Below are 18,453 nucleotides of genomic sequence, written 5' to 3'. Positions count from 1 at the left end.
ACCAGCCTCGCTGTACGCCTCGCCGACACCCCAAGAAAGCGAAAACGCCAAGTGTGTGCGCTATGTTAACGCCTATGCGGGCGCCCCTTCCCCACGGCAGACCGTTTCCTCGACCTATTGGCGGTGTCGCCCCAGCGCAAGGATTACCGCGCCGCCGAGCAGGCCTGGCGAGCCCGCGGCCTGAACGTGCGGTCCTCGACCTGGCGGCAGCCGCGCGGCGGCGCCCCCTTCACCGCCGCCGCCCTGAAGCTGATCGCTGCGGCTGGAATGCCGCCATGTTGGCCATGGGTGCGCTCCGGGTCCGGTGTGCTGGCCGAGGCCTTCCCGATGGCGCAGTTGAAGCAGTGGGGCCTGCCCTACCAGGGCTACGCCGGCTCGGCCGAGTTGCGCGGCGAAATTCTTGAATCCTTGCGGACACGGCTTGATCTCGGCCGGTGGCGCCAAGCCTGCCTGGACAGTCCCGACGCCCTGGACGCGGTGCTGGCCGCCCTGGCGGCCCTGGCGGTTGCGGACCGCACCGCCCCTTTCCCCGAAGACTGCGACGAGGAAGGCTGGATCGCGGTGGCGCCCTAGGAATCAGCGGTCCTTCGGCTTCAGCGACTGGATGATCGCCTCCAGCGAGTTGACCGGCGGGGTGTCGTCGGGGCTGTCGGAATGCGCCGTGCCCCGGAACAAGGCGTGCAGGGCCAGCAGGCGCTCGCCGGCCAGGACGCCGTTGTCGTTGCCCTCGGTCAGCGACAGATAGGTCTGGACCAGGGTCGTGCGCTGCTCGGCATCGGCGGCAAGGCGGACCTCGTCCCGATAGCTTTTATGGGCGACCTTGACCAGGGTCAGGTACAGCAGGCCGGGCAGGGCCAGCAACACCGCCGCCGGGGCCGAGGCCCCGTCCTTCGACAGATGCGCGATCCAGTCATAGAGGTAAAGCCAATAGGCCACCCCCAGCCCGACGCAGCCGGCCCCCAGCGCGCCCATCAACACCCGCAACCACTTGGTCGCGGACGTCTTGTGGCCGGCTGCCTTGTCCCTCCAGTAATCGGCCGGCGCCTTCAGACGCATGTGTTCGGTGAAGGTGCGGATCAGGCCATCGAAGGCATCCTTCGCGTCACGGTGCAAGGTGGTCAATTCGGATTTGTGGTGATCGTGCAAGCGCGACAGCGTATCGCGATGATGGGCAGCCAGCGCGTCCAGGTTTTCGCGCTGGCTGGCGAGCAATTGTTCCTGATCGGCGGCAATCTGCTGCTGGCGCGCCACCTGTTCGGTGGCTTTGGCCTCGAACCGGCCGAAGGCTTCCTCGGCACGATTGGCGCGATTCTTGAGGTCGGAATCCCATTTGCCCAGCCGTAAGCTGACGGTATTGCGCTGTTGGGCAACGGCATCGCTGCGCCCGCCGTCGGTTACCCCCCAGATGGTTGCCGCACGCAGCAGCGCCACGATATTTAGGTCGAATTGCCTGAATTCGTTGCTTGCCCGCGATCCCAACCACAGCTTGAGTAACACCGCCGCCGTCGCGCGGTCCCGTCCCACCTCCGTAAGGATCAGATTGGAACCTGGGCAATCCAGGGCGAGATAGGGTGGAGCTTCCAGCCTTCGCACACGTTCCAGGACGAAAGCAAAGGCCGGTTCTGATTGTTTGACCTTGGCCGATTTAACAGCGGCCCTCACCGACTCGATCGAAGCGGCATGTTCTTGAAATTGCGTAAAATTCCCATTGTACCGATACATCGGTTCCCACCCGGCGATCTCGGCATCCACCCACGCTTCCACCTCCTCCAGACTGGTGAAGCGGATCGGCTTGGGGCTGCCGAACGGGGTGATGGTGATGGGGGCGAAGACGGGGGCGGCGGAATCGGGCAAGGGACCACTCTTGCAAGATGCATTCGCGGTCATTATAATTTTTACGTGCGGCTTATCCAGCCCTAGCTTACCCCAACCCCCGCCGGTTGCGATCGGCCGCCGCCAGGGCCTGTTCAGCCCCCTCGCCGCGACTCAGCACCGCTAGGCCGAAGGCCGGGGTCAGCGGGATCGCTTGGCCCAGCCAGGTATAGGGCGGGCTCTTGATGCGGATGACGATGTCGGCCAGCTTGGCCCGGGCCTGGTTGTCGTCGGACCCGGCCAGCAAGATGGCGAAGTCCGAGCCGCCGATGCAGGCGACCAGATCGCTGCCGCGCAACGAGCCCAGGATGTTGGCGGCGATGTGGCGCAACGCCCCCTCGCCGGCGGCCAGCCCGTGCAGCTGGCGCAGCGCCTCGACGCCCGCGACCTGAAGGGTGCCGATGATGCCGTGGGCGTCGCCGCTGGCCAGGAAGGCCTCGACCTCGCGGATGAAGGCGCGGCGGTTCAGGCACGGCACCACCGAATGGCGGTCGGCCTGGCGCTCCATCCATTGCTCGCGCCGGCTGAAATGGTCGGCATTGACCCGCAGATGCTCGAGCTCGCTCAATAGCGGGACCAGGGCTTCCAGCAATTCAGGCGTCACCTGCTCGGCCGGCAATCCCAGCACAGACGAGATGTCGGCGGCATCGGGCTTGGGTTTGGGTTCGGTCGAAACATAGGCGCCGGGGGGCAAATGCCGGCGATACGGTTCATGCTCGCGCGCGAACTCGTTGATCGCCGTCAGGCGGAAGACACGTTCTGTGCGATACTCGTCGGCCATGATGGGACGCGGTTTTCTTCCGTTCGAGCCTTTATGTTATCACACTTCACAAGCTTCTTGCACCGGCTGCCGCGATTTCTATAATCGCCGCTTTTCCCGGGACCATCCCCGTCGGAAGAGGAATATCCAATGAGCAAGGCCAAGCCGCAGGTCGGAATCATCATGGGCAGCCAGTCGGACTGGGAGACCATGCGACACGCCGCCGAGGTGCTGGCCGAGTTGCAGGTTCCCTTCGAGACCCGGGTGGTGTCGGCCCACCGCACCCCCAAGCGCCTGGTCGAGTACGCCACCGGCGCCAAGGGCCGCGGCCTTTCCGTCATCATCGCCGGAGCCGGCGGCGCCGCCCACCTGCCGGGCATGGCCGCCAGCATGACCACCCTGCCGGTGCTGGGCGTGCCGGTCGAAAGCCGCACCCTGAAGGGCGTCGATTCGCTTTATTCCATCGTGCAGATGCCGGGCGGCGTGCCGGTCGGCACCCTGGCCATCGGCAAGGCCGGGGCCATCAATGCCGGCCTGCTGGCCGCCTCGATCCTGGCCTTGGGCGATAATGCCCTGGCGGCCCGCCTGGAAGCCTGGCGCGCCCGCCAGACCGAGGCGGTGGCCGAACTGCCGGTCGATCCCGACCGCCCCGAACTGATTGCCTGAGATGGCTGGCACCCCCCTGCCCCCCGGCTCGACCGTCGGCATCATCGGCAGCGGCCAGTTGGGCCGCATGGCCGCCCTGGCCGCCGCCCGCCTGGGCTATCGCGTCCATGTCTATGGCCCCGAGCCCGACAGCCCGACCGAACAGGTCGCCGCCGCCGCGACGGTGGCGGCCTATACCGACCTCGCGGCGCTGGAAGCCTTTGCCCGCGCCGTCGATGTGGTCACCTTCGAGTTCGAGAACATCCCCGCCGACAGCGTCCGTCTGCTGACCGGCCTGGTTCCGGTCCGCCCCGGCTGGCGGGTGCTGGACGTGGCGCAGGACCGCATCTCGGAAAAGCGCTTCTTCAACGAGATCGGCATCGAGACGGCGCCGTGGGCCGAAATCAATTCGGCCGACGACCTAAGGCAGGCGGTGGCCCGCATCGGCCGGCCGGCGGTGCTGAAAACCACCCGGCTGGGCTATGACGGCAAGGGCCAGACCAAGATCGGCCCCGACACCGACCTGGACCGGGCCTGGGCCGCCATGGCCGGCGCGACCAGCGTGCTGGAAGGCTTCATCGACTTCGCCGGCGAAGTGTCGGTGATCGTCGCCCGCGGCCTGGACGGCAAGACCCAAGCCTTCGAGCCGGCCTGGAACGTCCACACCAACCACATCCTGGACACCACCACCGTCCCCGCCCCCATCGACGATTCCTTGGCGCAAGGCGCCATCGAGGTGGCGCGCAAGGCGGCCGAGGCGCTGGATCTGGTCGGCCTGCTGGCGGTCGAGATGTTCGTCACCAAGGACGGCCATATCCTGGCCAACGAGATGGCGCCCCGGCCGCACAATTCCGGCCACTGGACCATCGATGCCTGCGTGACCGACCAGTTCGAGCAATTCATCCGCGCCGTCTGCGGCCTGCCGCTGGGCGACCCGATCCGCCATTCCGACGCGGTGATGAAGAATTTGATCGGCGACGACGTGAATGACTGGCTGGCCATCCTGTCCGATCCCGACGCCAAGCTGCATCTTTACGGCAAGGCCGAAGCCCGCTTGGGTCGCAAGATGGGCCACGTCACCCGCATCGCGCCGCGCCGTTTCGGCTGACCAGTGGGTTGACGGAGCCCCCGCCGGTGCGGAATTCTTGACGGCAACCAACAAAGTCGGGGAATGGCCATGAGCCAGCGTTTGATCAAGGATGTCATTCAAAGCCAGTCGGTGGCCACCATGCCCGCCACCGCGACGGTGCGCGACGCCCTGGATTTCGAATTGGTCAGCCTGCTCAGGGACATTGAAAAGAAGGAAATGCTGACCGAAATCCTGCGCTGACACGCGGGTTCGATGACGATCCGGTAACATCGGCAGTTCGTCGTTGACGTCTTCCTGCCGATACCGGAAGGTTGCCCTGCTCGCACGAGAAAGACCGACGGACTGAATGTCTCCCACCTTGCGCCGTATTCTGCTGGCCGTTGTCGCCCTGGCCGGGTTGGGGGGCATCGTTGCCATGATCATGACCTTTCACCGCCTCGGCTCTCCGGGCGAGGTGCTGGAACTGATCCTGACCCAGTACGGTTACCTGCTGTATCCGACCATCCTGGTCTGGACCTTCATCGAAGGCGAGACGGTGGTGCTGATTGCCGGCATCATCGCCTCGGAAGGGCGTTATCACATCAATGTCGAGCTGATTGCCCTGTCGGCGCTGACCGGCAGCTTCTGCGGCGACCAATTGTATTACTATATCGGACGCCGCTACGGCACGCCCTTGCTGGCCCGCTGGCCGACCCTGGGTAAGAAGGTCGATTGGGCCTTTCATCTGGTCAAGACCCACCCGGTCCTGTTCATCTTGTCGTTCCGCTTCATCTACGGCATCCGCAACATCGCCCCGTTCGTCATCGGCATTTCCGGGGTGCCGCGGCTGCGCTATTTCATACTGAACCTGATCGCCGCCGCGATCTGGGCGCATTCCTTCGCCTGGGGCGGCTATTGGCTGGGCCAGGCGCTGGAAACCTGGCTGGGCGACCACAAATGGACCATGCTGGGCGGCTTCGTGCTGGCGGCACTGATCATCGGCGGCCTGGGCTACCTGAGCCAGAAGCGCAAGATGCGCGCCGCCGAACCCACACCCGAGCCGGCCGCCCCCACTCAGGATTGATCGTTTTCGTCGCCCGACGCCTTCGGCGGCTTGGGCGGGCGGTTCTTGTCGTCGTTCGAAAAGCGGAATCGCCCGGCCAGGATGCACCCCTTCATGCCGGGGTCGCACGGGCGACCGGCCACCCGGCCGCACTGCCCCTTGATCTCATGCGGGCACCCCCAACCGCTCATCAAATCCACCCTCCGAATCAAGCTGTGGAGCCAGTCTACCCTCGACAACGGCCCGGTTGAAGCCCGCCCGAACCCACGCCCCGACCACCAGCGATTGGCTTGCCACCCCAACAGGCAGTCCCTTATTACGGGATGCTGCACCTGCGCACAGCGGCGTCCCGAAAAATCTCCACTTAAATCCAGGGGTTAGCGAAAGTTTTTCGCGCGACGGCCGCGATTGACCACCCCCCTTTGGATTTGCTTTACTGACGGGATAAACGGGGTCCGTCAAACGGACCGAAATAAGAAACCCAGATTTCATCAGGGAGAAGCAGGATGGCAGGAACCGAGGGCGAGGTGCGCCCGGACCAGGCCAAGGGCGACCACTTTGCGTCCGAGGTTCTCGAGAAGATCGAGGCCTTGAGCCTTGAGGTCGCCGACGTCGCCGGGACCATCGACGGCTTGGCCAAGTTCGTCAAACACCAAGAAGACCTGTTCGCCCACCTGAAGACCATCGCCCATACGATGGCCGAGGCCATCCGTCGCATCGATACCGCCGGACGCGAGACCCAGGACGTCACCGAGGCCGCCGGCCGCCAATCGGCCGATTCGCTGGAAACCATCTCGTCGGCGCTGTCGGACATCAACTTGCTGGTCGGCGCGGTTCAGGGCATCGAGGAGCGCCTGGAAGAGCTTGAGGGCGCGCTGGGCGAGGTCTCGACGATGTCGCGCGACATCCAGAAGATCGCCCGCCAGACCAACCTTCTGGCGCTCAACGCCACCATTGAAGCGGCCCGTGCGGGCGATGCCGGCAAAGGCTTCGCCGTGGTCGCCACCGAGGTCAAGGGACTGGCCCGCCAGACCGCCGACGTCACCACCGGCATCGACGATACCGTCGGCAAGCTGTCGGGATCGGTGACCGACCTGATCACCTCGTCGACCGACACCTTGAAAATGGCCGACTCGGTCAATTCCGGCGTCGGCGTCATCAACGACGCCGTGGCGGTGTTCGGCCAGGCCATCGGCACCGTCGAAGAGCGTGTCGCCGATATTTCCATCGCGGCCTCGACCTCGCTCAGCCAATGCTCGGACGTCATCATCGAGATCGACAAGTTCTTCGAGGGCATCTCGATGACCTCGGAATCGTTGCGCCGGGCCGACGAGCGTATCGCCTCGCTGCTGGCCAATTCCGAGGAACTGATCGGCTTCATCGCCGATTCGGGCTATCGCACCGGCGACACCGCCTTCATCGAGCTGGTCAAGGAGGTGGCGGGCAAAGCCGCCATCCGTTTCGAGGAAGGCCTGACCAGCGGTCGCGTCACCATGGATGACCTGTTCGACGAGAACTACCAGGAAATCCCCGGCACCAACCCGCAGCAATTCATGACCCGGTTCGTGCACTTCACCGATTCCATCATGCCCGAGCTGCAAGAGCCGGTGCTGACGTTCGACCCCCGCGTCGCCTTCTGCGCCGCCGTCGACCGCAACGGTTTCCTGCCGACCCACAACAAGAAGTTCTCGCAGCCCCAGGGCAGCGACCCGGTGTGGAACAACGCCAATTGCCGCAACCGTCGCCTGTTCAATGACCGCACCGGCTTGTCGGCGGGGCGCAACACCAAGAGCTTCCTGCTGCAGACCTATCGCCGCGACATGGGCGGTGGGCAGTTCGTGATGATGAAGGATGTCTCGGCGCCGATCAGTGTGCGGGGCCGCCATTGGGGCGGCGTGCGCATCGGCTATCGCATCACCAGCTAGAGAGTATTTTCCGATCCGACCGCGTCGGATCGGAAAACCCGCCTATCCCCTATGCCCGGCGGCGCCGCCATTCCGGGCGGACCGAGCTGGTGCCGGGCCGGGCCATTTCCAATGGCGGGCGAACGTAAACCGAAATCACGTCCAGATACGGCTTGGCCGGGATCAGGCTGGCCGCCACCTGGGCGATCAGGCTGACCGCCGTGACCGGACGGGCGATCGACGCGTCGGCGCCCAAGAGGATCCGCCCCTGCGCGGTGCGGAAACACGGACCCAGCACGTCGTTGGCGGCGCGGATGATCTGCGCCAACCCGGCCCGGGCCTCGGGCGATTCCGCCGAATAGGGCAGCGGCCCGACATCGCCGACCAGCCGCAGACGGCCGCCATGCTCGCCTTCGTCGTAGCGGGCGGCGAAACTGATATTGGCGTAAAGGAAGGTGAACTGGATGACCCCACCAGGATTGATGGGCAGGGATTCGAGGGCCTCGACATCCAGCGGCAGATACATTCCGCCGATCACGACATGCTTGATTTCCGACATGGGCGTCACGGCTGTTTCACGAAGCCACGACAGTAACACGACGGCCGGTCGGAAAAAAACCGCGAACTCGGGCGCGATCCGAGTTAAGGTGCGCGCGCCAGCCTGCTGGCGCGCGCACCATGAAATACGTGACAGGGACGAGGTTCTTCGTGCAACCCAAAACCATATCGATGGCCAGCTACATCCTGGTTCGGATCCACAAGGAGGGTTGGCCCTTCGTCGCCCTGTTCGCCCTGGCCGCGGTGCTGTTGGGCCTGCTGTGGGGACCGCTGGGCTGGCTGGGCGGCGCCGCCACCTTGTGGTGCGCCTATTTCTTCCGTGATCCCGACCGCGTCACCCCCACCCGCCCCGGCCTGGTGATCAGCCCGGCCGACGGCGTGGTCTGCGCCGTCGATCAGGTGCAGGCCCCGCCGGAACTGGAGATGGGCGACGAGCCGCGCACCCGCGTCTGCGTCTTCATGAGCGTGTTCGACGTTCACATCAACCGCTCGCCCGTCGCCGGCCGCGTCGTCAAGCTGGCCTATCACGCCGGCAAGTTCGTCAACGCTGCGCTGGACAAGGCGGCGCTGGAAAACGAGCGCATGGCGCTGCGCGTCGATATGGAGGATGGCCGCCCGGTCGCCTTCGTGCAGATCGCCGGCCTGGTGGCCCGTCGCATCAAGTGCGACGTCTCGGAAGGCTTCACCTTGAAGGCCGGCGAGCGCTTCGGACTGATCCGCTTCGGCTCGCGCGTCGATGTCTATCTGCCGCCGGGCACCCATTCCCTGGTGGCCCCGGGCCAACGCTGCATCGCCGGCGAGACGGTGCTGGCCGACCTCGACTCGGTCGAGCCTGACCGGGCCGGCGAGGTCCGCTGATGTTCGCCTCGCGCCAGCCAGGCCGCCGCAAGCGCGCCCACCGGCTGCGCCCGCCGCGGATTCCCGGCCTGTCGATCAACCGGTTGATCCCCAATATCCTGACCCTGTTGGCGCTGTGCGCCGGCCTGACCTCGATCCGCTTCGGCCTGAACGAGCAATGGCCGCAGGCGGTGACCTCGATCCTTTTGGCGGGCATCCTTGACGGGCTTGACGGCCGCGTCGCCCGCCTGCTGCAGGGAACCTCGAAATTCGGCGCCGAGCTGGATTCCTTGTCGGACTTCGTCAGCTTCGGGGTCGCCCCGGCCATCCTGCTTTATCTGTGGACCATGCAGACCGCCGGCGGCCTGGGCTGGGCCATCGTGTTGCTGTACATCGTCTGCTGCGGCCTGCGCCTGGCCCGCTTCAACACCATGATCGGCCAGGCCGACCTGCCGCCCTATGCCTATAACTTCTTCACCGGCATCCCGGCACCGGCCGCCGCCGGGCTGGTGATGGTGCCGATGGTCGCCAGCTTCGAGTTCGGGCCGGCCCTGTTCGCCGGCCCGTCGGTGGCGACCGTGTTCCTGGCCGGCGTCTCGTTCTTGATGGTCAGCACCATCCCGACCTTCTCGTTCAAGAAGGTCCGCGTTCCCAATGCCTGGGTGCTGCCGATGCTGATCGTGGTCGGCGCGCTGGCGGCCTTCCTGGTCACCGAGCCGTGGCTGACCCTGACGGTGATCGGAATCGGCTATATCGGCCTGATTCCGCTCAGCATCCGCGCCTTCCATCGCCTGAAGCGCGAGGCCGAAAAAGTGGCCGAGGCCGCCGCCGAACCCCCCGATGACCAACCGACATCGAATTCCTAATCGGCGACTCGCAACAGCGTTGCCAAAATGCCACGGTAAGCCGTGAAACAGTCCGCTGGTTCGTTTGCCCGCTTGCTTGCGCTCCTGACCTCAGGTAGAACGCCTGCAATAGTTTTGAATCAGCCCCGTTCTTTTAAAGGAAGGCTATAGTCCATGCGCACCATGAAGTCGCTTCTCGTCGCCGGCGTGCTGGCCGCTCTGCCGGTCGCCGCCAACGCCCAGTGGTATGTCGGCGCTGACGCCGGCACCAACTACATGCAGGACCCGGGTTCGTCGACCGGCGCCGATTCCGATTGGGGTTGGGTTGGTCTGGCTCAGGTCGGCTACAATTTCGGCGGCCCGAAGGTCGAATTCGAAGGCGGCTACCGCGCCAACGACTCGATCGACTCGTGGAGCACCATGATCAATGGCATCTACGAGTTCATGCCGAACAGCAAGTGGCACCCCTTCCTGGGCGCCGGTATCGGCTGGGCCTGGCTGGACGGTGACTTCACCGGCAACAACGCCCGCAACTCGGACAATTCCTTCGCCTACCAGGGCATCGCCGGTGTCGCCTACGACGTCGACGCCAACTGGGCCCTGAAGGCGCAGTATCGCTACTTCGCTTCGCTGGACGCCGATGTCGGCACCGCCAATGCCGGCGAATCCGACTACGACAACCACTCGATCCTGGTCGGCTTCACCTACAAGTTCGCCAAGCCGGCCCCGGTCGTCGCTCCGGCCCCGGCTCCGGCCCCGGTCGCTGCCCCAGCTCCGGCCCCGGTCGCCAAGCCGGCCCCGGCTCCGCTGAAGAACTTCATCGTGTTCTTCGACTTCAACAAGGCCGACATCACCCCCGAAGCTTCGAAGGTGATCACCCAGGCCGCCGCCGCCACCAAGGCCGGCAACGCCACCAAGGTCGATCTGACCGGTCACGCCGACCGCTCGGGCTCGGACAAGTACAACCAGGCCCTGTCCCTGAAGCGCGGCAACGCGGTCAAGGACGCCCTGGTCAAGCAGGGTATCCCGGCCAACCAGATCTCGGTCGTCGCCAAGGGCGAGAGCGCTCCGCTGGTCAGCACCGCCGACGGCGTGCGCGAGCCGCAGAACCGCCGCGTCGAGATCGTCCTGCCCTAATCGGCAGAAACGGTTCGCATGAAATTACCCCCGGCTTCGGCCGGGGGTTTTTTTCTGTCTGAACAATGGTGGACTATGGCCGCATGGGTCCCATTCCAGCCTATATCGTGGCGGCCTTCGCCGAGATCGCCGGCTGCTTCGCCTTCTGGGCCTGGCTGCGGCTGGGAAAGCCGGTCTGGTGGCTGGCCCCGGGTTTGGCCAGCCTAGCCCTATTCGCCTGGGTTCTGACCCGGGTCGAGGCTGATTTCGCCGGGCGCGCCTTTGCCGCCTATGGCGGCGTCTATATCTTGGCGTCGCTGGCGTGGATGTGGGCGATCGAAGGGGCGCGCCCGGATCGCTGGGACGCCCTTGGCGCGGCGATCTGCATCGCCGGGGCCATGGTCATCGTCTGGGGGCCGCGCGGTGGGGCGTAGTGTGGTGATTCCGAAGTTCGCATCAGAATGCGGACATCGGAATCACCACACAATTCAAAAAGTTGGTGGCCTGCTTTTCTCCGTAATTCGCTATGCGAATTTCGGGGGCAGGACACTAGCGCGGCGTTACACCCTGCGGGAGGGGCGCCCGTCAGCTCTTGCCGTCGGTCTTCTTCTTCTCGACCTTCTTGTCGGGACCGGCCGCCTTGGCCTTCTGCGGCGCCACCTCGGCCTTGGCCTGCTGCACCGGCTTGGCTTTTTCCGGAGCCGAGCACGACACCGCCGCCACCGGCTTGGCCACCGTATCGGCGGCCCAGGTGCCCAATTCCGTCGGCTTCATCGACAAGGCCTTGTCGAACATCTCGCCGATCTCGCCGCAATAATCCTCGACATGGAGCGCCCGCATCGAGGCGTCGTTGGACAGGCCGGTCATGTACCGGTCCAACCCCCGCTCGCCCGTGCCCTGACGAGAAAACATCGCCCGCAATTCCTTGGCGTTGGAATTGATGTTGGCGTTGAAGCGGTTGACGAAGGTTGAATACTTGTCGCGCATCCCCATTTGCGGGTCTTGGCACTTCAGGGCGCCGACCATCAGTTCGACCTGCACCTGACGCAGCTGCATCGCGCGGATTTCCTGCGCCGAATAGCATTGCGGCTTGGCCAGGGCCGGAGCGACGAGGACGGCGGACATCGCAACCGCAAGCGCGGCGCTGGTGGTGATACGGCGCAAAGGCAGCCCCCCCTGTGGTACTGGTTTTTTGAAGCCCGCGCAGTGTCGCTTATTCCGCAGCCGGGTTGCAAGACAATGGCGCAATTACGCACAGCCTGGTGAGAAATTCCGTCGCCACCCGGTCCCACGAGAAGGTCTGCGCATAGGCCCGGCAGCGTTCTGGCGATATGGTCAGGGCCTCCAGGGCCGCGGTCTTCAGGTCTTCCTTCATCACGCCCACCGGGGCGTTCCCCAGCACATCCTGCGGCCCCGGCACCGGAAAGGCGGCCACCGGCACGCCCGAGGCCAGGGCTTCCAGCATCACCAGGCCAAATGTGTCGGTGCGAGACGGAAAGACGAAGCAATCGGCGGCGGCGAAATAGCGCGACAATTCCTGGTCGCCATTGGCGATGCGCCAGTCGATGTCGGGGAAACGGCGCATCAGGCCGGCGCGGGCCGGCCCGTCGCCCACCACCATCTTTGTGCCGGGCAGGTCCAGGCCCAGGAAGGCCGGCAGGTTCTTTTCCACCGCCACCCGGCCGACATAAAGGAACAGCGGGCGCGCCACCTTGACGAAGTCCTTGGGCTGGGGGCGGAAGCGGCAGGCATCGACCCCATGCGCCCACGGCACCGCGTTGGCAAAGCCCCATTCGCCCAGTTCGCGCCGCACCGAATCCGACGGGCACAGCACCGCCCGCGACGGGGCGTGGAACCGCCGGATCAGGGCATAGGGCCAAGACAGCGGCACCCCAGTGCGGGCGCGGACATAATGGGGGAACTTGGTGTGATAGGCGGTGGTGAAGGGATATCCGCCAGCCAGGCACCAACGCCGGGCCGCCCAGCCCAGCGGTCCCTCGGTGGCGATGTGGATGGCGTCGGGGGCGATCTGGTGCAGCAGGCGCCCAAGCTTGCGCGACGGAAACAGCGCCAGGGGGATTTCCGGATAGCTGGGACAGGGGACCTGGACGAACAGGCCGGGATGGATGATGTCGATCCGGTGGCCATGGCTGGTAAGGGTCGCCGCCAGACTTTCCAGCACGCGCACCACGCCGTTGCGCTGCGGCGCCCAAGCGTCGGAAACGATACAGATCCGCATGACCCTTGCCCGGATGGTTGAACCAGGACATGGCTAGGCCGAGTGGGCGGCAATCGCCAGTGACGTTTAGGTGACGATCGCTTGCCCAAACTGTTGACAGACCGGGGTGTTAAGAGGATATTCGCGCCTTTCCTTTTCAACGCGCCGGCCCAGATCGTCAGTTGAGACGAAGGGTTTCGGCTTTGCTGTTGGGGAGAGGGACCTTGATACCAGTCGTCATGCCGACCTACGCACGCGCCGATATCGCCTTCGAACGGGGCGAGGGAGCTTGGCTGTGGGCGACCGACGGCCGACGTTACCTGGATTTCGGCGCCGGCGTCGCCGTCAACGCGCTGGGCCATTGCCATCCCCGGCTGGTCAAGGCGCTGACCGATCAGGCGGCCGCCCTGTGGCATTGCTCGAACCTGTACCGGGTGCCGGGCCAGGAACGGGTGGCGGCCAAGCTGGTGGCCAAGACCTTCGCCGACACCGTGTTCTTCTGCAACTCGGGCGCCGAGGCCAACGAGTGCGCCATCAAGATGGCGCGCAAGCATTATCACGATGCCGGCCAGCCCGAACGCAACCAGATCATCTGCGCCACCGGCGCCTTCCATGGCCGCACGCTGGCGACCATCGCCGCCGGCGGCCAGGAAAAGCACCTGAAGGGCTTCGACCCGGCCATGCCCGGCTTCGTGCATGTCCCCTTCGGCAACCTGAATGCGCTCAGGGCGGCGATCACCGGCCAGACCTGCGCCATCCTGGTCGAGCCGGTCCAGGGCGAGGGTGGCGTGGTGCCGGGCGACCCCGATTATCTGCGCCGCCTGCGCGCCACCGCCGACGAGTTCGGCCTGCTGCTGATCTTCGACGAGGTGCAGACCGGCATGGGTCGCACCGGCCGGCTGTTCGCCTACGAACATGTGGGCGTCGCCCCCGACATCATGGCCTTGGCCAAGGGTTTGGGCGGCGGCTTCCCGGTCGGGGCCTGCCTGGCCACCGAGAAGGCCGCCTCGGGCATGACCGCCGGCACCCACGGCTCGACCTTCGGCGGCAACCCGCTGGCGATGGCGGTGGCCGAAACCGTGCTGGACGTCATGGCCGAGCCGGGCTTCCTGACCCGGGTCGAGGCGATGGGCGCCACCTTGCGCGCCGGCCTGGACCGGGTGTGCGCCAGCCACCCGACCGTGATCGAGACCGTGCGCGGCCTGGGCCTGATGCTGGGCCTCAAGGCGCGGATCCCCAACACCGATCTGGTCGCCAAGCTGATGGCCAACGGCCTGATCACCATTCCCGCCGGCGACAACGTCGTGCGCCTGCTGCCGCCCCTGATCATCGGCGAGGCCGAGACCCTCGAGGCGCTTTCCATCCTTGACCGCACCCTTTCCGAGGTGAAGCCATGACCGTGACCCCTGGCCGGCCGCGCGCCGGACAGACCCGGCATTTCCTGGATCTGGACCGCTTCGACACCGAGACCCTGCGCCGCATCCTTGATCTGGGTGCCGCCTACAAGCGGGGCGAGAAGACCTTCGGCAAGGACAAGCCGCTGGCCGGCCGCCTGTTGGCGATGATCTTCGAGAAGCCGTCGACCCGCACTCGCGTGTCGTTCGAGGCCGGCATGAAGCAACTGGGCGGCGACGTCATCGTGCTGGCCCGCGGCGATTCGCAATTGGGCCGGGGCGAGACCGTCGCCGACACCGCCCGCGTGCTGTCGCGCTATGTCGATGCCATCATGATCCGCACCGACGATGCCCAGAAGCTGCACGATCTGGCCCAGTACGCCACCGTGCCGGTGATCAACGGCCTGACCGACGACACCCATCCCTGCCAGGTGATGGCCGACATCATGACCTTCGAGGAGCATCGCGGCTCGCTGGACGGCAAGGTGGTGGCGTGGGTCGGCGACGGCAACAACGTCGCCGCCAGCTGGATTCAGGCCTCGGCCCATTTCGGCTTCGAGATCCGCCTGGCCTGCCCGCCGGAGCTGACCCCCAATGGGGACGTCGTCGCCTGGGCCCGGGACAATGGCGGCAACGTCGTGCTGGGCGCCGATCCCAAGGCCGCCGCCCAGGGCGCGCATCTGGTGCTGACCGACACCTGGGTCAGCATGGGCTGCACCGACGGCAACCGTCACCAATTACTGGCGCCTTACCAGGTCAACGAGGCGCTGATGGCCCAGGCCGCCCCCGACGCCCTGTTCATGCATTGCCTGCCGGCCCATCGCGGCGAGGAAGTCACCGACCCGGTGATGGACGGCCCGCAATCGGTGGTGTGGGACGAGGCCGAGAACCGGCTGCACGTCCAGAAGGGCATCATGTCCTGGTGCCTTCTGTGACCGATCTGATCCTGCCGTTCGCGGTAGGGGCGGGCGCGGTTCGCGGCCGCCTGGTCCGGCTGGGCACAGCCATCGACAAGGCCCTGGAGGGCCACCATTATCCCGACCGGGTCGCCGCCTTGCTGGCCGAGACCCTGGCTTTGGCCGCCATCCTGGCCGGCTCGCTGAAATATGACGGGCTGTTCACCCTGCAGGCCCAGGGCGACGGCCCGGTGTCGCTGGTGGTGGCCGACGTCACCAGCACCGGCGACCTGCGCGGCTATGCCCGCTTCGATCCCGAGCGACTGGACAGCGCCCCCGACTCCAGCATCGGCGCCCTGCTGGGCAAGGGCTATCTGGCCTTCACCGTCGATCAGGGCCTGAAGATCGAGCGCTATCAGGGCATCGTCGAACTGTCGGGCGCCAGCCTGGCCGACTGCGCCAAGGAATATTTCACCCAGTCCGAGCAGTTGGACACCGAGGTCCGGGTCGAGACCCGGCCCGGCACCGACGGAAAGGGCTGGCTGGCCGCCGTTCTGATGATCCAGCGCATGCCCGGCGACCAGCCCGGCGCGCCGATCCTGACCGCCGACGATTCGCGTGAGGCGTGGCGCACCGCCACCATCTTGATGAAAAGCCTGACCCGCGCCGAACTGCTGGACGAGGCGCTGCCCCCGGCCCAACTGGTCCATCGCCTGTTCCATGCCGAAGGCCTGCAGGTGTGGGAATCCAAGGAACTGCACGCCCGCTGCCGCTGCTCGGAAGCGGCGGTGGCGCGCATGCTGCGCTCGATCCCCCGGGTCGAAATCGAATCCCTGAAGGACGAGTCCGGCAAGGTGGTGATCACCTGCGAATTCTGCCGCACCGACTATGCCTTCGGCGACGGCGAGCTGGAACAGGCCTACATGCCGCCGACCAAAGGCAAGACGCCTTAAAATCATCATCGCCAAGCCGGCCAAGCTTTGCCAGAATGGCGCATTCACCACCCTAGCCGGGAATGTTCCAGCATGTTCGTCCGTGGCTCGCGCCTGATGATCGCCGCCCTCGCCCTGTTCGCGCTGTCGGCTTGCGAAACCAAGCCGACCGTCCAGAAGCTGCCGGAGATCAGCTTTGCCGACAAACGGCCGATCACGCTGAATGTCGGCCAACTGGAAATCGTTCCGGAATATCAAAGCCCGGGCAAGCGCCCCAATGTCGAGCATCTCATGCCGATCAGTCCCGAGGCGGCTACCGTGCGCTGGGCGCAAGACCGCATCCGGCCGATGGGCCGCACCGGGGCTGCGCGCGTTTTGATCAAGGACGCCCGCGTGGTCGAGGTCGCCTTGAAGACCGACAAGAGCTTCACCGGCATGTTCAAGGAAGAGCAGGCCGAACGTTACGACGCCGTGCTGGATGTCGCCATCCAGATTCTTGACGACCGCCACTTCCCCATCGCCGACGTGCTGGCCCGCGCCACCCGCTCGCGCACCGTGCCGGAAGGGGTCAGCCTCAACGAACGCGACCGCGTGATGCTTGAAGTCACCGACGCCCTGATCCGCGACATCGATTCCCAGATGGAAGGGCTGATCAAGTCCTATCTCAGCCGCTGGGTCGCCGAGTAGGTGCTGACCGTCTACCACAGCGGCCAAGCCCGCCTGAGCCGTGGCGGGCCGGAAGTCCTGACCGCCGAGCAAGGGGCGGACGACGCCCTGTGGATCGACCTGCTGGCCCCCACCCCCGAGGAAGAGGCCGCCGTCGAGCGGCTGACCGGCATCGAGGTGCCGACCCGCGAGGAAATGGCCGAGATCGAGGTGTCCAGCCGTATCTCGCGCCAGGGCGAGGTGATCTATCTGACCACCCCGGTCCTGACCAATTCCACCGGCTTCAACCCGGAAAACATCTCGCTGACCTTCGTGCTGATGCCCAAGCGGTTGATCACCGTGCGTTACGCCACACCCCAGGCGGTGGCCGGCTTCATGGGCCGACTGGAACGCGCCAAACCCGGCCCGGCCGGGGCCGGCGACCTGATGCTGCAGATCATGGAAGCCCTGGTCGATCGCATGGCCGACGTGCTGGAACGGATCGCGCTGGAACTGGACGGCTTCTCGCACCGCATCTTCCACCAGCCGACCCCGGTGCGCAGCCGCCGCCGCTCGTCGGCGCGCGAGTTGGAAGTGATGCTCAGGACCATCGGCCGCGGCGGCGATTTGCAGTCGAAGTCCCGCGACACCATCCTGGGCCTGCGCCGGGTTGTGTCGTATCTGGCCTCGGCCAGCGACGTGCTGGGCGGCAAGGACGCCACCACCCGGGTCAAGACCATCGCCCGCGACCTGCAATCCCTGTCGGAATATTCCGACTTCCTGAACGGCAAGATCGGCTTTTTGCTGGATGCGACGCTGGGGATGATCTCGATCCAGCAGAACCACATCATCAAGCTGTTCTCGGTGGTGGCGGTGCTGTTCCTGCCGCCGACCCTGGTGGCCAGCATCTACGGCATGAACTTCCATTTCATGCCGGAACTGGACAAGCCCTGGGGCTATCCCCTCGCCCTGGCCCTGATGGTGGCGGCGGCCGTCCTGCCCTATTGGATCTTCAAACGGAAGGGCTGGTTGTAGCCCCCTTGATCCATTCCGCCATGGCCGGCAGGGCCATCACCGCGTCGGCATAGGCCGCCGGCACCGGCTCGAGCGGCAGATAATAGGTCTTGAAGCGGGTGACCACCGGCGCATACATCGCGTCGGCCACCGAGAAACGGCCGAACAGGAACGGCCCACTGAGCCCGAAACGGGTGCGGCAATCGGTCCACATGGCGTTGATCCGGGCGACTTCCGGGGCCAGTTCGGGGGCGATCTCGGCCATCGGAAGATCGGACAGCACGTCCATCGAACACAAATTGCGCAGGTTCTGGAAGCCGGAATGCATCTCGGCCGACACCGCGCGCGCCACCGCCCGGGCGGCCCGGTCCTCGGGCCACAAGGACGGCACTTGCTCGGCCAGATATTCGCAGATGGCCAGGCTGTCCCACACCGCCAGGTCACCATCGATCAGGCACGGCACCTTGCCCGATGGCGAGTGCTGCATGATGTTGGCCTTGGTGTCGGGCTGGCGCAGGGCGATCACCACTTCGTCGAAAGCGATGCCGGCCATCTTGGCCGCCAGCCACGGCCGCAGCGACCACGAGGAAAATTGCTTGGTGCCGATGATCAGGGTCGGGCGCGCGCTCATGGGTCTGCCTTTTTTCGAACGACGAACGCACAATCTGACCAGCGGCCCTTTCCA

22 protein-coding genes are annotated in these 18,453 nt (G+C 65.8%); 15 read left to right on the top strand and 7 right to left on the bottom strand.

What is annotated here, in order from left to right; genetic code table 11:
• The first annotated feature begins 123 nt into the window (after nt 1-123).
• The gene (locus A6A05_RS03090) at nt 124-573 is read left to right on the top strand and encodes a DUF429 domain-containing protein (RefSeq protein ID WP_172822168.1); all 450 of its coding nucleotides are present in this window, start codon (nt 124-126) and stop codon (nt 571-573) included.
• Between the two features lie 3 nt (nt 574-576).
• Here A6A05_RS03090 and A6A05_RS03085 read toward each other — a convergent pair whose 3' ends face one another.
• Both A6A05_RS03085 and A6A05_RS03080 read right to left on the bottom strand, forming a co-directional pair.
• On the bottom strand, nt 577-1,854 hold the full coding sequence (locus A6A05_RS03085; protein WP_068497361.1) for a DUF6161 domain-containing protein: 1,278 nt from the start codon (nt 1,852-1,854) through the stop codon (nt 577-579).
• A 67-nt stretch (nt 1,855-1,921) separates the two neighbouring features.
• Nucleotides 1,922-2,653, bottom strand: coding sequence for a GGDEF domain-containing protein (locus A6A05_RS03080; RefSeq protein WP_068497359.1), 732 nt, complete (start codon nt 2,651-2,653; stop codon nt 1,922-1,924).
• 129 nt (nt 2,654-2,782) lie between these two features.
• On the opposite strand from A6A05_RS03080, the gene purE reads away from it, so the two are divergent.
• The 4 genes from purE to A6A05_RS03065 all read left to right on the top strand — a co-directional run bounded on the left by purE (nt 2,783) and on the right by A6A05_RS03065 (nt 5,430).
• Nucleotides 2,783-3,298: a 5-(carboxyamino)imidazole ribonucleotide mutase gene (gene purE, locus A6A05_RS03075; protein WP_068497357.1), complete on the top strand. Its 516-nt coding sequence runs from the start codon at nt 2,783-2,785 to the stop codon at nt 3,296-3,298.
• Nucleotide 3,299: 1 nt separating this feature from the next.
• The gene (locus A6A05_RS03070) at nt 3,300-4,385 is read left to right on the top strand and encodes a 5-(carboxyamino)imidazole ribonucleotide synthase (protein ID WP_068497355.1); all 1,086 of its coding nucleotides are present in this window, start codon (nt 3,300-3,302) and stop codon (nt 4,383-4,385) included.
• A 69-nt stretch (nt 4,386-4,454) separates the two neighbouring features.
• Nucleotides 4,455-4,607: a hypothetical protein gene (locus A6A05_RS20585; RefSeq protein ID WP_156520864.1), complete on the top strand. Its 153-nt coding sequence runs from the start codon at nt 4,455-4,457 to the stop codon at nt 4,605-4,607.
• Between the two features lie 106 nt (nt 4,608-4,713).
• Nucleotides 4,714-5,430, top strand: a complete 717-nt coding sequence (locus A6A05_RS03065; RefSeq protein ID WP_245644172.1) for a DedA family protein — start codon at nt 4,714-4,716, stop codon at nt 5,428-5,430.
• On the opposite strand, the gene A6A05_RS03060 is transcribed toward A6A05_RS03065, so the two are convergent.
• Nucleotides 5,421-5,600 carry a hypothetical protein gene (locus A6A05_RS03060; RefSeq protein WP_068497353.1) on the bottom strand — a complete coding sequence of 60 codons (180 nt, stop codon included), beginning with the start codon at nt 5,598-5,600 and terminating at the stop codon, nt 5,421-5,423. The two genes, A6A05_RS03065 and A6A05_RS03060, sit on opposite strands and share 10 nt — an antisense overlap.
• Nucleotides 5,601-5,915: 315 nt before the next feature.
• Between A6A05_RS03060 and A6A05_RS03055 the strand changes: the two genes are divergently transcribed.
• Complete coding sequence (locus tag A6A05_RS03055) at nt 5,916-7,334, top strand: methyl-accepting chemotaxis protein (RefSeq protein ID WP_068497351.1); 1,419 nt, start codon at nt 5,916-5,918, stop codon at nt 7,332-7,334.
• A 49-nt stretch (nt 7,335-7,383) separates the two neighbouring features.
• Here A6A05_RS03055 and A6A05_RS03050 read toward each other — a convergent pair whose 3' ends face one another.
• The gene (locus A6A05_RS03050) at nt 7,384-7,872 is read right to left on the bottom strand and encodes a hypothetical protein (RefSeq protein ID WP_068497349.1); all 489 of its coding nucleotides are present in this window, start codon (nt 7,870-7,872) and stop codon (nt 7,384-7,386) included.
• Nucleotides 7,873-8,042: 170 nt separating this feature from the next.
• On the opposite strand from A6A05_RS03050, the gene A6A05_RS03045 reads away from it, so the two are divergent.
• The 4 genes from A6A05_RS03045 to A6A05_RS03030 all read left to right on the top strand — a co-directional run bounded on the left by A6A05_RS03045 (nt 8,043) and on the right by A6A05_RS03030 (nt 11,103).
• A complete protein-coding gene (locus A6A05_RS03045) occupies nt 8,043-8,729 on the top strand; it encodes a phosphatidylserine decarboxylase (RefSeq protein WP_068497347.1) in 687 nt (228 codons plus the stop codon).
• Nucleotides 8,729-9,574, top strand: a complete 846-nt coding sequence (gene pssA, locus A6A05_RS03040; RefSeq protein WP_068497345.1) for a CDP-diacylglycerol--serine O-phosphatidyltransferase — start codon at nt 8,729-8,731, stop codon at nt 9,572-9,574. The genes A6A05_RS03045 and pssA overlap by 1 nt, the downstream gene beginning before the upstream one ends.
• Before the next feature lie 153 nt (nt 9,575-9,727).
• A complete protein-coding gene (locus A6A05_RS03035) occupies nt 9,728-10,690 on the top strand; it encodes an OmpA family protein (protein WP_068497343.1) in 963 nt (320 codons plus the stop codon).
• Nucleotides 10,691-10,773: 83 nt separating this feature from the next.
• On the top strand, nt 10,774-11,103 hold the full coding sequence (locus tag A6A05_RS03030) for a YnfA family protein (protein WP_068497370.1): 330 nt from the start codon (nt 10,774-10,776) through the stop codon (nt 11,101-11,103).
• A 151-nt stretch (nt 11,104-11,254) separates the two neighbouring features.
• Here A6A05_RS03030 and A6A05_RS03025 read toward each other — a convergent pair whose 3' ends face one another.
• Entirely contained in the window at nt 11,255-11,794 is a 540-nt protein-coding gene (locus tag A6A05_RS03025) for a hypothetical protein (RefSeq protein ID WP_068497341.1), read from the bottom strand.
• An 88-nt stretch (nt 11,795-11,882) separates the two neighbouring features.
• On the bottom strand, nt 11,883-12,908 hold the full coding sequence (locus tag A6A05_RS03020; RefSeq protein WP_068497339.1) for a glycosyltransferase family 4 protein: 1,026 nt from the start codon (nt 12,906-12,908) through the stop codon (nt 11,883-11,885).
• Nucleotides 12,909-13,126: 218 nt separating this feature from the next.
• On the opposite strand from A6A05_RS03020, the gene A6A05_RS03015 reads away from it, so the two are divergent.
• The 5 genes from A6A05_RS03015 (at nt 13,127) to A6A05_RS02995 (ending at nt 17,789) form a co-directional block, all read left to right on the top strand.
• Nucleotides 13,127-14,284, top strand: coding sequence for an aspartate aminotransferase family protein (locus A6A05_RS03015; protein ID WP_082910654.1), 1,158 nt, complete (start codon nt 13,127-13,129; stop codon nt 14,282-14,284).
• Complete coding sequence (gene argF / locus A6A05_RS03010; protein ID WP_068497336.1) at nt 14,281-15,216, top strand: ornithine carbamoyltransferase; 936 nt, start codon at nt 14,281-14,283, stop codon at nt 15,214-15,216. The genes A6A05_RS03015 and argF overlap by 4 nt, the downstream gene beginning before the upstream one ends.
• On the top strand, nt 15,213-16,130 hold the full coding sequence (gene hslO / locus A6A05_RS03005; RefSeq protein ID WP_068497334.1) for an Hsp33 family molecular chaperone HslO: 918 nt from the start codon (nt 15,213-15,215) through the stop codon (nt 16,128-16,130). The genes argF and hslO overlap by 4 nt, the downstream gene beginning before the upstream one ends.
• A 72-nt stretch (nt 16,131-16,202) precedes the next feature.
• Nucleotides 16,203-16,796: a hypothetical protein gene (locus A6A05_RS03000; RefSeq protein WP_068497332.1), complete on the top strand. Its 594-nt coding sequence runs from the start codon at nt 16,203-16,205 to the stop codon at nt 16,794-16,796.
• Nucleotides 16,797-17,789, top strand: a complete 993-nt coding sequence (locus A6A05_RS02995; RefSeq protein ID WP_068497330.1) for a magnesium transporter CorA family protein — start codon at nt 16,797-16,799, stop codon at nt 17,787-17,789.
• On the opposite strand, the gene A6A05_RS02990 is transcribed toward A6A05_RS02995, so the two are convergent.
• Nucleotides 17,767-18,399 carry a glutathione S-transferase family protein gene (locus tag A6A05_RS02990; RefSeq protein ID WP_068497328.1) on the bottom strand — a complete coding sequence of 211 codons (633 nt, stop codon included), beginning with the start codon at nt 18,397-18,399 and terminating at the stop codon, nt 17,767-17,769. The two genes, A6A05_RS02995 and A6A05_RS02990, sit on opposite strands and share 23 nt — an antisense overlap.
• Nucleotides 18,400-18,453: the final 54 nt, after the last annotated feature.

Source organism: Magnetospirillum moscoviense (assembly GCF_001650635.1).
In the GTDB taxonomy this organism is placed as follows: Bacteria; Pseudomonadota; Alphaproteobacteria; order Rhodospirillales; family Magnetospirillaceae; genus Magnetospirillum; species Magnetospirillum moscoviense.
Note: the sequence above shows the minus strand (reverse complement) of the source record. Positions and strands in the feature narration are given on the sequence as shown.